The 14407-nt window shown below is 59.4% G+C and carries 10 protein-coding genes; 5 read left to right on the top strand and 5 right to left on the bottom strand.

Features of this window, described 5'->3' with window-relative positions; all coding sequences use genetic code 11:
* Positions 1 to 69: 69 nt before the first annotated feature.
* The 5 genes from DVJ77_RS00280 to DVJ77_RS00260 form a co-directional block, all read right to left on the bottom strand.
* The gene (locus tag DVJ77_RS00280; RefSeq protein ID WP_114843485.1) at positions 70 to 501 is read right to left on the bottom strand and encodes a DoxX family protein; all 432 of its coding nucleotides are present in this window, start codon (positions 499 to 501) and stop codon (positions 70 to 72) included.
* Positions 502 to 532: 31 nt separating this feature from the next.
* Positions 533 to 2413, bottom strand: coding sequence for an amidohydrolase (locus DVJ77_RS00275; RefSeq protein ID WP_114843484.1), 1881 nt, complete (start codon positions 2411 to 2413; stop codon positions 533 to 535).
* Complete coding sequence (locus DVJ77_RS00270) at positions 2410 to 2688, bottom strand: XapX domain-containing protein (protein ID WP_114843483.1); 279 nt, start codon at positions 2686 to 2688, stop codon at positions 2410 to 2412. Before DVJ77_RS00270 ends, DVJ77_RS00275 begins: the two co-directional genes overlap by 4 nt.
* Before the next feature lie 62 nt (positions 2689 to 2750).
* Complete coding sequence (locus DVJ77_RS00265) at positions 2751 to 3404, bottom strand: hydrolase (RefSeq protein ID WP_114843482.1); 654 nt, start codon at positions 3402 to 3404, stop codon at positions 2751 to 2753.
* Positions 3405 to 3646: 242 nt separating this feature from the next.
* Entirely contained in the window at positions 3647 to 4021 is a 375-nt protein-coding gene (locus DVJ77_RS00260; RefSeq protein WP_114843481.1) for a hypothetical protein, read from the bottom strand.
* A 138-nt stretch (positions 4022 to 4159) separates the two neighbouring features.
* Between DVJ77_RS00260 and DVJ77_RS00255 the strand changes: the two genes are divergently transcribed.
* The 5 genes from DVJ77_RS00255 (at position 4160) to DVJ77_RS21335 (ending at position 14360) form a co-directional block, all read left to right on the top strand.
* Positions 4160 to 7252 carry a sensor histidine kinase gene (locus tag DVJ77_RS00255; RefSeq protein ID WP_114843480.1) on the top strand — a complete coding sequence of 1031 codons (3093 nt, stop codon included), beginning with the start codon at positions 4160 to 4162 and terminating at the stop codon, positions 7250 to 7252.
* Positions 7249 to 7881 carry a response regulator gene (locus DVJ77_RS00250; RefSeq protein ID WP_114843479.1) on the top strand — a complete coding sequence of 211 codons (633 nt, stop codon included), beginning with the start codon at positions 7249 to 7251 and terminating at the stop codon, positions 7879 to 7881. The genes DVJ77_RS00255 and DVJ77_RS00250 overlap by 4 nt, the downstream gene beginning before the upstream one ends.
* 118 nt (positions 7882 to 7999) lie before the next feature.
* The gene (fusA, locus tag DVJ77_RS00245) at positions 8000 to 10129 is read left to right on the top strand and encodes an elongation factor G (RefSeq protein ID WP_114843478.1); all 2130 of its coding nucleotides are present in this window, start codon (positions 8000 to 8002) and stop codon (positions 10127 to 10129) included.
* 568 nt (positions 10130 to 10697) lie between these two features.
* The gene (locus DVJ77_RS00240; protein ID WP_114844163.1) at positions 10698 to 11387 is read left to right on the top strand and encodes an iron-containing redox enzyme family protein; all 690 of its coding nucleotides are present in this window, start codon (positions 10698 to 10700) and stop codon (positions 11385 to 11387) included.
* An 87-nt stretch (positions 11388 to 11474) separates the two neighbouring features.
* The gene (locus DVJ77_RS21335; protein WP_225427673.1) at positions 11475 to 14360 is read left to right on the top strand and encodes a 3-deoxy-7-phosphoheptulonate synthase; all 2886 of its coding nucleotides are present in this window, start codon (positions 11475 to 11477) and stop codon (positions 14358 to 14360) included.
* The last annotated feature ends 47 nt before the right edge of the window (positions 14361 to 14407 follow it).

Raw genomic sequence — 14407 nt, 5'->3', positions numbered from 1 at the left:
GAAATCCTCTGTAGCGTAAAACGAAAGAATCAGATCTTTGAAATGAGTCGGCATGGCGTCTCGCGCCGACTAGCGTTCTCGCAAGTCATGCCACGCGACCAGCAGGAATCCGCCGACCAGGCCGAGATGCTCAAAAAAGCCGTTCGCTGCCATCAGCCGCCCGGCGGGCGGCATGTCCCAGAAGCGATTCGCCAGCAAGGTGGCGAAGACGGTGAAACCGGCGAGTGCCAGCGCACCGGCCCAACGGTAGAAGCCGCTAAGTATCAATAGCGACGCACCGAGTTCGAGGCAAATCGTTGCAGCGGCGATGGGCATCGCCGGCGCAAGTCCGAAGTGACTCACCTCGGCGATTGCGCCGTTGAAATCCATGACCTTATCGATGCCACCTTGCAGATAGGCCGCGCACAATCCCAATAAAGCCAGCCCATGCACGACCCGAGTCGTGAACGCGGCACGCAGTGGAGAAATTAGCGATAAGTACTTCGGTGACCTGGAAGTCATGGCCTAATCCCCGGCTTGAATAGATGCGCAGTCAAACAGCCCAGCATGCACAGCCCAATGCCCCCCAGAATGATTTGAGATCGGCGATGGGAAGACTTCTCGACCACGCATTGGCATGGTCATGACCGTGGACCCCGCAGGCATGCGTGCAGCCACACTGCATGGCGGCCGCTTGTCGCAGCGAAGGAGACGCAACGCGCTTGGCATCCCCCCATCCGCCATAGCCGCCGAATGTTCGCACCGGCGACCAGTCGGGCATGGCCGGTGGCGGAGCCGAAGTGTCCAGGCGCGAGAACTCGCCAGCCGCGTACACCACTTTGCCGCCGACGATGGTCAATTCGGAGGTCATATCGGCAATTTCATCTTCGGCGCAGGTGAAAAAGTCGCGACTGGGGACAATCAGGTCGGCCAACTGGCCCACCGCGATGCGCCCCTTCTTGCCTTGCTCATTGGAAAACCAGGTGACGTTCTCTGTCCACATGCGCAAGGCTGTCTCGCGATCCAGGCAATTGCGGCGCGGATAGAGGCTAAGACCGCCGACCGTCTTGCCGGTGATAAGCCATGCCAGCGAAACCCATGGATTATAAGAAGCGACGCGCGTGGCATCGGTGCCGGCGGATACCTTGACCCCTTTTTCCAGGATCTTCGCGACCGGCGGTGTCGCCTCGGCCGCGCCTGCGCCGTAGCGCTCGACGAAATACTCACCCTGATAAGCCATGCGATGCTGCACGGCGATGCCGCCGCCGAGTGCCGCGATGCGGTCGATCGACTGCTCCGAAATCGTTTCGGCATGGTCGAAGAACCAGTTCAGCCCTTGCAGTGGAATCTCCTGATTGACCTTTTCGAAGACATCGAGCGCACGGCTGATCGTCTCGTCATAGGTGGCATGCATGCGCCAGGGCCAGCGGTTTTCGGCCAGCACGCGCACGACTTGCTCAAGATCGCCTTCCATGTCGTGCGGCATGTCCGGTCGGGGTTGCCGGAAGTCTTCGAAGTCGGCGGCCGAGAAAACCAGCATTTCACCGGCGCCGTTGTGACGGAAGTAATCGTCACCCTGCTTGTACTTGGAGGTGCGGGTCCAGTTGAGGAAATCTTCCTTTTCCGCCTTGGGCTTTTGCGTGAAAAGATTGTAGGCAAGACGGATGGTCAGCAATCCATCGTCGGCAAGTTGCTGAATGACGGCATAGTCGTCAGGGTAGTTCTGAAAGCCGCCGCCTGCGTCGATCGCCCCGGTGACCCCAAGGCGATTGAGTTCGCGCATAAAGTGGCGAGTGGAGTTGAGCTGATACTCGATCGGCAGCTTCGGCCCCTTGGCCAGGGTGGCGTAAAGAATCGCCGCGTTGGGTTTGGCCAGCAACAGACCGGTCGGGTTGCCTGCGCTGTCGCGAATGATCTGGCCGCCCGGCGGCTCGGGTGTCTCTTTGGTATAGCCCACCGCGCGCAATGCGGCGCCATTCAACAAGGCGCGGTCGTACAGGTGCAGCAGGAATACCGGAGTATCCGGTGCGACCGTATTGAGTTCGTCGATCGTGGGAAGACGCTTCTCGGCGAACTGGTGTTCGGTAAAGCCGCCGACCACGCGTACCCATTGCGGCGGTGGCGTGATGGCTACCTGGCGCTTGAGCATCGCCATGGCGTCGGCGAGCGAGCGCACGCCGTCCCAGCGCAACTCCATATTGAAGTTGAGGCCGCCACGGATGATATGCAGGTGGTTGTCGATCAGACCCGGCAGTACGCGGCGCCCCTTGAGGTCGATCAGCTTCGTTTGGGGGCCGGCGAGTTGCATCACCTCTTCATCGCGTCCGACGGCAGTGAATACGCCGTTGGTCAGCGCCACGGCATTTGCGCTCGGTAGCGAGGGATCGAGTGTCGTGAAAAGACCGTGATGAAGAATCAGGTTTGGCGCATTCATGACTTCAACTCGTTATCCGGGGGTGTGTCGGACGTACGCTTGCACACGGGAAGCTGGCCGAACATATGGGGCTTGACCTGATCGCCCACCCAGGCCGCAGTGGAGGTATCCCGGTGCAGCAAGTGCTTGACCAGCGGTGGAATCTGTTCGCCGCCGAGAATGCCAAACAAGCCGACCAGCGCAATCACCGGCGGTGCCGGCGAGCGGACATTGAGCAGGCTATAGATAATGCCTACGAGCAAGCCGGCGGCAAGCGAGAAAAGATAGGGTTTCATCGGAGCATCCCGTCTGCGGTAGAAGAAATCGACGGCCGCGTGAACGGCCGCCCAGGCAGTCGTCAGCCTTCGTGCGCGCTGAACATACTTTGCGCGTAAATGATGCCAAGGCCATAGGAGCCACCAAACATTTTGGCGACACCGGTGGTGCTGGCATAGCTTTCCGTTCGCGCCCAGTCACGTTGCAGCTCAAGCAGGTATTGCAGTGACGTCATCGGACGCACCCCGGCCTGGATCATGCGCTCAAGGGCACGGTTATGCGCCTCGGCAGAGACATCGCCACAGGCATCGGCGATGACATAGACCTCGTAACCCTGTTCGATCGCCGAAAGCGTCGGGCCGACAATGCACACCGAGGTCCACAGGCCGGCGAACACCAGGCGGCCCTTGCCGATCTCGTTGACGCGCTTGATGACGGCGGCATCTTCCCAGGTGTTCATCGACGTACGGTCAAGCAACGGCAGCCCGGGAAAAGGATCGGTCACTTCCGAAAACATCGGCCCCGAAAAACTTTTCTCCGCGACCGTGGTGAGAATGGTCGGTACCTGGAAGCTGGCAGCCGCATGCGCCACCAGTGCAGCATTGTTGCGCAACGTAGTTGCGTCGATGGAGTGTGTTGCAAAGGCCATCTGCGACTGGAAATCGATCAGGATCAGCGCGTGATCTTTCGGCGTCAGTAGCTGGGAGCCGGGAGTGGGAGTAGCGGTGATGGACATACTTAGTCTCCTTGGGATGGACCGATCAAGAGCGATCGCGAGGTCATTGCTCGAATGACAGATGGTTGCCGAAAACGCTTGAGCCCCTCGATCGCATCTGAGGCGAAGTCAGGGCGTCTGGAGTGGCCTGCGCAGATGGTGACGCGATCGGCGCCGTCGCAAAATCCCGGTTAGCGGGGGTGATGACTACCTCGATTTAGGGAGATCAAAAGCAAAGACAGTGTTTTGGCTTATGCATTGGCCTAGCTTTTCTTGGATGGGAGAACCAGAATGCGGCGCCCATAAATACGCGCATCCAGCGAGTACGCTCCTGGCCCAAGCAAAAACAAGGCGATGGCATTGAGTAGAGTCAGCGAGGCGTACCACGTACCGAAAATGCCCGCATGGAAAAGTGCGAGACAGCCGACAAGAAAACTGATCGATGTCGCGATAGGGGTCAGCAGGCCAAGCAGTACCGCTGCGGCCACGGTTATCAGGCAAGCTAGGATGACCTGATCGGGCAGTGCGCTGCCCACGCTATCGCGATCGAGCACAAGCAAACTGGCCAGCGAGAGCCGCAACAGCACCAGGCCCATGCCCGGACCACCGAGGGGAAACATGGAGAAGAGGCGTTGCATCCCAGGAGGCTAACGGTGCCAATCCAGGGCGTAAATCCGTAAGCGGGGGAGTGGTGGATAACCCATTAGGGTGATTTCGATTCGGGCCAGACAGGCTATCCAGATCGCTTTCACGACGACGAACACATCAAGGCGGTCATGATTAATAAACGAACATCGGCAATCGGGTATGTCTTTGCTGCTGTATATGCCCTGGTGCTGTCGATCTCGTTCGCGTGCCCGGTTTTCGCCGCCGAAGCCAATCGCGACAGTGGCCTGTTTCATCATTCCACCTGGACACTTAAAGACGGTGCGCCGGCTGACATCTGGGCCATGATCCAGGGCAAGGATGGTTATCTGTGGCTGGGTACCGGCAGTGGCCTGTACCGGTTCGACGGCGTGAAATTCGAGCGCTTTGAACTGCCCTCCGGCGAACGACTGCCGTCGAACAACATTACCGCACTGACCCAGTTGCCCAATGGCGACCTATGGATCGGCTTCTTCTCCGGCGGGGCATGCGTCATCAAGGGCGACCGGATGACGAACTATGCCTTGCAGGACGGCTTCCCCGAGGCCATGGTTTTCGCCTTCGCGCAGGACCGCGACGGGACACTTTGGGCTGCGACATCAGGCGGTCTGGTGCGTTTCGAAGGCGGGCGCTGGCAGGTCGTTGGGAAGGACTGGAATTTCCCGGTGAAACGGGCGGACTGGCTCTTGCTGGATGCCGACGGAACGCTTTGGGTCACGACCGGCGAGACCATGGTTTTCCTGCGCAAAGGTTCGCGGCAGTTCGAGCGCACCGGCATCGAGACGGGGCGCTACGCGATACTCGCACGCGCACCGAATGGGCTGTTATGGATATCCGATAACGTTCATGGCACCCGGCCTTTGCCTGGACTATCCGCCGTAGATCGGGACATCGATGCAGGCAATGACTTGCCGCGTACCGCCTTTGCTCACGCAAAGCGGATGCTGTTCGATGACGAAGGGCAGCTTTGGGCCACGGATGCCAATCGCGGCGGCGTTTATCAATTGGCCGCACCTGAGCGTAACCACGACGGACATGCGGTGCGTTCCGATGAAATGACGGAGGTGTTCAATCGGCAGAACGGCCTACCTTCGGATATCGCCGTACCGGTGCTGCAAGACAGGGAGGGGACCATCTGGGTTGGCAGCAATCTCGGTCTCAGCAGCTTCCGCCGCAACAGCGTGGGGGTGCTTAAAGACCTTAGCGTGGTGGGGCCGTCGTCGGGTCTTGGCTTGACAGCAGACAGCCAGGGGGTGGTATGGATTGCCAATCGCGGCACGCTGTATCGCATGGACCACACCCAGCCGGTCGCCGTGATGCACGGCTTGCCAGACGTTCAGGCCGTTCTCGAAGGGGAGCGCGGGGTGCTGTGGCTAAGCGGCCTTGAGCTACTGCGCGTGGCCGATGGCCGGTCCGCCAAGATTCCGTTGTTTGATAGCGAGCCGTATACAAAGCGCCGGGCGATGACGTCCGATCGCCAGGGCGGACTTTGGGTTTCTTCGGTAGATCGGGGTGTTTTCCATTTCAGCGCAGGAAAATGGTCCCCGTGGCGCGTCGATCCCAAGCTGACTTCGCTGATTCCAGGCAGCATTGCCATGGGCACCGGTTCCGATGTGTGGTTTGGCTACTCCGATAGCCGCGTCGCCGTATTCGACGGTACCGCGGTGCGTAGCTTTTCCTCCAGGGATGGCTTGCAGATAGGCAATATCACCGTGATCGATCCCACGCGGGCCATCCCCTTAGTCGGTGGCGAATCCGGGTTGGCTCGTTTCTATCACGGGCGCTTTCAATCGATTCCATCCCAGACTATCGATGCATTTAGCGGTATCTCGGGCATCATCCAGCTTGAGAACGGCGACGTGTGGTTGAACACCAGCAAAGGGGTGGTACGCATCTTCGCCAAGGATTTTCAGCACGCTTTCGATCACCCTGGCGAACGCTTCGATTACAGGCTATTCGATTACCAGGACGGCTTACCCGGCGTGGCGCTGCAGGCCAATGAAACGCCCACCGTGGCGGTGGACTCGGACCGGCGGCTCTGGTTTGTCACCAATCAAGGCGTGGCGTGGATCGACCCGGCGAAGATCCGCAGCAACATGGTCCCTCCGCCGGTTGCGATCCGCTCGCTTACGGCGATGGGCCGCAGTTATATGCCGTCTGCTGTACTGACTTTGCCCGAACGCACCACCAATGTGCGTATCGAATACACCGCCATGAGTCTGTCGATTCCCGAACGCGTGCAGTTTCGCTACAAACTCGATGGTGTCGACGATCAGTGGCAGGACGCCGGCCATCGCCGCGAAGCGTTTTATACCAACCTCGAACCGGGTGCTTACCATTTCAGCGTGATCGCGGCCAATGACGATGGCTTGTGGAACCGGCAAGGCGCATCCATAGATTTCACCATTACGCCGATGTTTTTCCAGACGCGCTGGTTCACTGTGCTATGCGTACTCGTTGGCCTTGCCTTGTTGCTGATGCTTTTCTTACTGCGTCTGCGGCAAATGACCATGCTGCTGCATGACCGCTTGGAGGAGCGCCACGCTGAGCGCGAACGAATTGCCCGTGAATTGCATGACACCTTGCTGCAGGCCGTTCAAGGTCTGGTGTTGCGCTTCCAGGCGGTGGCGGAGCGGATTCCCGCCAGAGATCCTATTCGCTTGATGATCGATAAAGCGCTCGACCGCGCCGACGACGTGCTGATCGAAGGCCGCGACCGGGTGCGCGACTTGCGTACAACCGCTGAAACCATTCGGGATCTTCCGCGCGCGCTGGCCCTGGTTGGCGAGGAACTGGCGCAGGATTATCCGGTAGCCTTTCGCGTCATCGTGGGAGGCGCCACGCGCGTACTGAACCCCATCGTGCGCGAGGAAATCTATCGAATCGGGAGAGAGGCGCTGCTCAACGCATTCCAGCATGCCAAGGCCCACGCCATTGAAGTGGAGATAGATCACGCCACCGATCATTTGCGCCTGCGTGTGCGCGATGATGGCCAAGGTATCGATCCGATTATTCTTGAGCACGGCCGCAAGCCGGGACATTGGGGTCTGGCCGGGATGCGCGAGCGCGCTACGCGAATAGGCGCCACCCTCGATATCTGGGCAGGCGCAGGTTCGGGCACCGAAGTGGACTTGCGCGTTCCCGCCCATGCCGTTTACTGCGACGGCAATCGATCGTGGTTGAACTGGTTACGCCGTATCGTAAGCGGAGGAAGGTATACATGAGTCAGGCCGAATCGCGCATTCGAATCCTTACGGTTGACGATCACCCGATGCTGCGGGAGGGGATCGCCGCCGTCATCGAAGGGCAGCCGGACATGGTGCTGGTGGCTGAAGCCAGCAACGGCCGTGAGGCCGTGGAGCAGTTTCGCCGCTATCGGCCGGATGTGACCTTGATGGATCTGCAGATGCCCGAGATGAACGGGATCGATGCTATCACCCTCATTCGCAAGGAATTTCCTGCGGCCAGCATCTTGGTCCTGACCACCTACAAGGGCGATGTGCAGGCGCTGCGCGCGTTGAAAGCCGGCGCCCAGGGATATCTGCTGAAAAGCGCGCTCCGCAAAGAGTTGCTGGACACCATCCGCCATCTATATGCGGGCAAGCGGGCCATTCCAGCGGAGATCGCCATGGAGATCGCCGACCATGCCGTCGATGACGCGCTTACTCCGCGCGAGATCGCCGTGCTGACTTGCGTCGCCGCCGGCAACTCCAACAAGGCGGTCGCCGCTGAGCTTGCGATCTCCGAGGAAACGGTCAAGGCCCATATGAAAAGTATTCTGGCCAAGCTTGATGCCAAGGACCGGACCCATGCGGTCACGATTGGGCTGCGTAGAGGCGTCATCGGCCCGTAAAGGGGTAGGGAGCATGCTATTTGGACGGGGGATATCGGTGTAATACATAGACCGCTGCGGTAAGTCGCGGTTTGGCGTAAAATCAGCCGTTTACCCAAACCCAATCGGAACCGGCCTCATGGCGCGTCAGAAACCGCTTTCGCTTTACCGCAACATCGGCATCATTGCTCATATCGATGCCGGCAAGACCACCACCACCGAACGTGTCCTGTACTACACCGGCAAAAAGCACCAGATCGTCGACGTACACGACACCAAGGACGGTAAAGGCTCCACCACCACCGATTACCTGGAGCAAGAGCGCAAACGCGGCATCACCATTCAGTCGGCGGCCGTGTCCACCGAGTGGAAGGGCCACCAGATCAACGTCATCGACACCCCAGGGCACGTCGATTTCACCATCGAAGTGAATCGTAGCCTGCGCGTGCTCGACGGCGCCGTGGTGGTGTTCGACGGCGTGGCCGGCGTGGAGCCGCAGACCGAAACCAACTGGCGCCTGGCTGACCAGTACAACGTCCCGCGCGTGTGCTACATCAACAAGATGGACCGCATCGGCGCCAGCTTCGCGCATTGCGTAAAAGGCATCCGCGAGCGCCTGGGCGCCAATGTGCTGCTTTGCCAGGTGCCGCTGGGTAGCCACGATGAGTTCATCGGCATGGCCGACCTGGTTGCCGGCGTCGGCTATATCTGGAAGGGCGACGACAAAGACAGCCCGTGGGACACCGTGCCGCTGGATGAGATCGCCGGCCGCGTGAACTTTACCGCCACGGTAGATAAGGAATGGGTAGCCGACCTGGCCAAGTTGCGCGAGGAAACCATCGAGCGCGCGCTGGCTATGGACGACGCCGCATTCGAGAAACTGATCGAGAGCGGCGAATACGATCAGGAGACGCTCAAGAAGTGCATCCGCAAGGGCTGCGTCAGCGGCAAACTGGTGCCGGTGTTCTGCGGCTCGTCCTACCGTAATAAGGGCGTGCAGCAATTGCTGGACGCGGTTGTCGATTACCTGCCGTATCCGGGTGAGAACGGCGGTATCGCGATGGTGGACGAGGACGGCCATATCATCGGCGACCAAGGCGTGATCGACGAAGCCCCGGCCCGCGCGCTGGCCTTCAAGGTCATCAACGACCAGTTCGGTACCTTGACCTTCTGCCGTATCTACTCCGGCGTCATCAAGAAGGGCGACACCCTGCTCAACGTTACCCGCGGCAAGAAAGAGCGCGTGGGACGTATCGTCGAAGTGCAGGCCAACGCCTCCAAGGACATCGATGAAGTGCGCGCCGGCGACATCTGCGCGTTCGTCTCGATGAAAGAGACCGAGACCGGCGACTCGCTGTCCGACCCTGCTCATCCGGCCCTGCTGGAGCGCATGCGCTTCCCCGATCCGGTGATTAGCGTCTCGGTCGAGCCCAAGACCCGCAACGACATCGACAAGATGTCCACCGCGCTATACAAGATGGTCAAGGCCGACCCCTCGCTGCGCCTGGAAGTGGATAAGGAAACCGGACAGACCGTGCTCAAGGGCATGGGCGAGCTGCACCTGGAAGTGACCATCGACCGTATGCGCACCGAGCTGGGCGTGGATGCGACGATGGGCAAGCCCAAGGTCAGCTTCCGCGAAGCGTTCGGCAACACCGTCGAACACACCTATACGCACAAGAAGCAGTCCGGTGGTTCGGGTCAGTTCGCCGAAGTGAAGGTGATCTTCGAGCCGATGCCGGCAGGCACCGGTGTGGTGTTCTCTGACGAAATCGTCGGCGGCCGCGTGCCGCGCGAGTACATCCCGGCCGTTGAGCACGCCATCATGGTCGAGTCCCGCGAAGGCCAGATCGCCGGCTACGAAGTGCTCGATTTCAAGGCACGCCTGATCGACGGCAAATACCACGATGTCGACTCGTCGGCATTGGCGTTTGAAATCGCCGGCCGTCAGTGCTTCCGCGAAGCGCAGCGCATGAGCAAGCCGAAGCTGCTTGAGCCGGTAATGCGTCTTGAAGTGGTCACCGAGGCTGATTACCTGGGCGACGTGATCGGTGATATCAACCGCCGCCGCGGTACGGTCAGCGACCAGGGGCAGAAGGGCTTGCAGGCGTCCGTGCAGGGCTTCGTGCCGCTGGCGGAAATGTTCGGCTACATCAACTTCTTGCGCTCGGCCACCCGTGGCCGCGGCACGTTCACGATGGAATTCGATCATTACGAAGAAGTGCCGGCCAACCTGGTCGACAAGCTGATGGAGAAGGAGGCGAAGTAAGACATCGCCGTCCGTTTGCTTTAGCGGTACCAAAAACCGATAGCGCCCAGGCGCTATCGGTTTTTTTTTGTGGTCGATTCGATCGGCACACACGTCCATCGCCTGGATCTGCTGCTGACCGACCCGGAAGCGGCCCGACTCTCGTTTAGAACTGTCCAAAACTCCGGTTAGCGCCGCCTCGCCACCACGCTCTATTTCCAAGCGACTTGGAAATACGGGGCGCGGACTGCTATGCGTTTTTTGAATACCGCTTATGTCTACGACGCGTCTACCAGGCGGCAAGAAGTTGCGCAACTATAACCGGGATAAATAATCGTTTGAATTTATGCCGTATCGATCATTGGCTGCCGGCATTTGTTTTTGATGGATGGGTGGTGTCAGCAGGTGTCTCACTCTTGTTTGATTACTCATTAGTCAGGTCAATTTCGCCACGCCATCGCATTATTAAAAGGCATGCACAGTGAACAGCATAATAAGTGACGCACCGGTCGCTGCCGTATCGGTGCTGAGTCCGATCTGGTCCGAATGGTTCGAAAGTGCGGATTTAACGTGCCTGGCCGATCATCCCATGCTCAATGCGATGTCCAGGGGTGAGGTCGATATATCCGATTTACGGATATTGCTTATTCAGCATTACCACTACTCACGGCACTTCACGCGTTATCTCTGCGCATTGATAAGTCGGATGTCGAGCATGGACGATATCCACTGTCTGATGGAGAATTTGCTTGAGGAAATGGGGCTTGATGGCGACGATAAAGTCACCCACGCCGAACTTTTCCAGCGATCGCTGCGCACCGTCGGGGCCGATCCAGCCAGTCAGCCGCCCCTTGCTGAAACGCAAGATGTGGTGCGTACGATGATTGGATACTGTCGCTCGCCGGACCCGATCAACGGTCTGGCGGCCTTGTGCCTTGGGGCGGAGGCGATTGTCCCGTTGATTTATCGCCCGATCCAGAGCGCCTTGGTCGCTCACGATTTCGGCAGCGATGCGACTGAATTCTTCAAGCTTCACATTGAAGAAGATGAAAACCATGCGCTGACCATGCTTTCCATCCTTACCAGGATGACGCGGCACGATCGGGATGCACGCGCACGTGCCAAGGCTGTGGGCATCGACATCATCAATAAACGCAGCGGCATGCTCGATGCCGTCTGGAGCGGTATCCAGAACCTATCTCTTGCAGCGCCCGGCCTCACCCTGCCGTTACCTGACAGCCATGCGGCGCCGAACCTCCGGCACGCACTGGAGCAGTAATTTCATTCTCCGATAGAAGTCTAAATCTGGGGTGGTTTGCCTGGGAGACGGGACGTCGGGGCCATACACATCATATGCGTGTCGACTATGGCTACTGATCTTTCACGATGGTCTGCGGATAGTTGGCGAGCGTATCGCAGCGACCAGATTCCGCACTATTTATCGTCAGCCGATTGCACCAGCGTAGAGGAACGTTTGCGCGGTTATCCCGCCCTTGTGTCGGTGGCTGAAATTCAACAGTTGCATGGCTGGTTGGCGCAGGCGGCGGCAGGGCATGCATACGTGCTTCAAGGCGGCGACTGCGCCGAAAGCTTCAACGACTTTCAGCCGGAAATGATCGGTAGCCATTACCGCTTGCTGAGCGATATGGCGACGCGGATAAGCCAGGCTACACAACGCCCCGTCGTGCGGATAGGTCGCATAGCCGGCCAGTACGCCAAGCCACGCAGCCAGCAGAGCGAGCGCCTGGGGGATATCGAACTGCCCAGCTATCGCGGGGACATCATCAACGGCAATCAGTTTTCGCCCGAGGCGCGGCGTCACGATCCGGCGCGGATGGAAATCGCCTATTACATGGCCGCCGCTACGCTGAACTCCCTGCGTATCCTGGGTTCGGACGACGAGCAACTGGATGCGGCCGGCTACTTCACCAGCCATGAGGCACTGCTGCTCCCTTACGAGCAGTCATTGCTGCGCCTCAATGAGGATGACGGGCGCTGGTATGCGTGTTCGGGACATTTCCTGTGGATCGGTGATCGAACCAGGCAACTTGACGGGGCTCACGTCGAATTTCTGCGCGGCGTGGCGAATCCCATCGGGCTCAAAGTCGGTCCGGGCATGGATGAGGGCGAACTGTTGCGCTTGATCGAGCGACTCGACCCAGACAACACGCCAGGGCGCCTGACCTTGATCGCCCGCCTCGGCTTCAATGCGATTGATCGGCTGCCCTCGCTGCTTGAGGCGGTTAACCGCGCGGGACGCAAGGTGGGATGGCTTTGTGATCCGATGCACGGCAATGGCTTGAAGACGGCGAAGGGCATCAAGACCAGGGATTTCGGCACTATCGTCGCGGAGATCGAAGCTTATGTGCGACACCATCGCAACATAGGTACATATCCCGGTGGGGTGCATCTTGAAATGACCGGCCAGCCGGTGACCGAGTGCATCGGCGGCAGTACCGGTCTTTCTGAAGCCGACCTGGAGCGCACCTACACAACACTGTGCGATCCGCGACTGAATGCCGAGCAGTCGATCGAAGTCGCGCAATGGCTCGCTTCGGCCTTGGCGGGCACGAGCCGGTTGCCGGCTTTGCCGTCGGTATCTGGATCAAGTCTCGCGTCTGGCGGCATCACTGCCTCTCAGCTTGCGCAAGGGCCGGAGTTGAATGCTGGCGTCAACCTGGCCGAGCGGCTGGTTTCCATGAACAGGTGGCGTGAGAAGAGCTGTTTTATCGGACCGGCAGGCGATATCAGCTACGCACGTTTGGACGCGGAAGTTCGGCGTGCTGCTTCGGCGTTGTTGTTGCTAGGTGTTGTTGCCGGCGATCGCGTAGCGATTGCCATGGACGATAGTCCTGAGCTTGCGGTGATTTTCTTCGCCAGTCTGGCGATGGGCGCGATGCCGGTCGTACTAAATCCGAGCATGGATACGGATGCACTGACCTATGTGCTGCGAGATTGTGCGCCGATACGATTGTTCGGAAAGAGCAGCCGCGTTGAGGTTTCAAGGCTTGCTTGCGAGGCGGCGGGCAAGATTGCGCATACCTGCGTCGACGCGGCGGGCATGCGTGATTTTTCAGCGTGGCAACCGCTGGGCGCCGGCGTCACCTGGGATGCCTATGTGCGCAGTGAGAAACAGCATCCGGTTTGCATTCAATACACATCCGGCACATCGGGAATGCCCAAGGGCGTTGTTCATTCGGCTGGAAACATTCTCGCCGCCTGCGAACAGTTTGCCAGTCGACAGCTTGGGTTGAAGACGGATGACGTGTTGTATTCCGTCCCCAAGACGTTCTTCGGCTACGGCATGGGTAATAGTTTGTTCTTCCCGCTGTATCTCGGGGCGACCGCGCTGCTCGATTCGCGCTGGCCGACGATCGATAGCGTGGTCGAGAATCTTCGCGGCTGTCGTCCGAATGTTTTCTTCGCGGTGCCAACGATTTATCGCATGCTGCTGGACAGCCCGCTGCAGGCGGATGAATGCGCGGTCCGCCTGGCATTTTCGGCGGGTGCGCCTCTGTCGGAGGTGATTTCGCGCGCCTGGTCGGCGCGCTTCGGCTTTCCCCTGCATGACGGTATCGGTGCGACCGAACTGTGTCACGTTTTCGCTACCACCTATCCAGATGCTGCAGGAGCCGGAAGCATCGGCCGCATCGTCGGCGACTGGCAGACGGCGATTGTGGATGCGGATGGCCAAACGGTTGCCGTTGGCGAGGTAGGTGTATTGCTGGTGAAGGCATCCAGCGCAGCCCTTGGCTACTGGAGCAAGCGCGATGCAAGCTACAGGCAGTTTGCCGATTCGCTGCTCGGTCCAGGCTGGTACCGGACTGGCGATCTGTTTAGCCAGGATCTCTCCGGCCGGTTGTATTTCCATGGCAGGGAGGATGACCGCTTCAAGATTTTCGGACGCTGGGTGGTGCCGGTAGAAATCGAGAACACACTGGCCCGGCACGCACCGGAGCTCGGCGATACCTATCTAGTGAGTGCGCAGGATGCCGCTGGCGAGTTGCGCTCGGTGCTCTTTCTGCATGCCGGCCAGGGCGGTTTCGACCAGGGCGGTTTTGAAGTGATGGCAAGTACGGCGGCAGACATCTTGGAACAGCATTTCGATCGCTATCAGCGGCCAGCCTTCTACCTGGCTCTCAAGACCATGCCGTTGACCGCAAACAATAAGCCCAATCGCCGTGCGCTGAGTGCCCTGGCCACCCAGATGCTGGGCAGTAGTGAGGCCGTTCCCGCCGAGTTGGAAGCCTAGGCTTCCTTCACGAAAGCAAGATCGTTGACATGGAATCGATGGCGTCG

Origin of the sequence: Dyella tabacisoli (assembly GCF_003350925.1) — a bacterium.
GTDB classification, from domain to species: Bacteria; Pseudomonadota; Gammaproteobacteria; order Xanthomonadales; family Rhodanobacteraceae; genus Dyella_C; species Dyella_C tabacisoli.
This window is presented reverse-complemented; position numbering and strand designations above follow the sequence as displayed.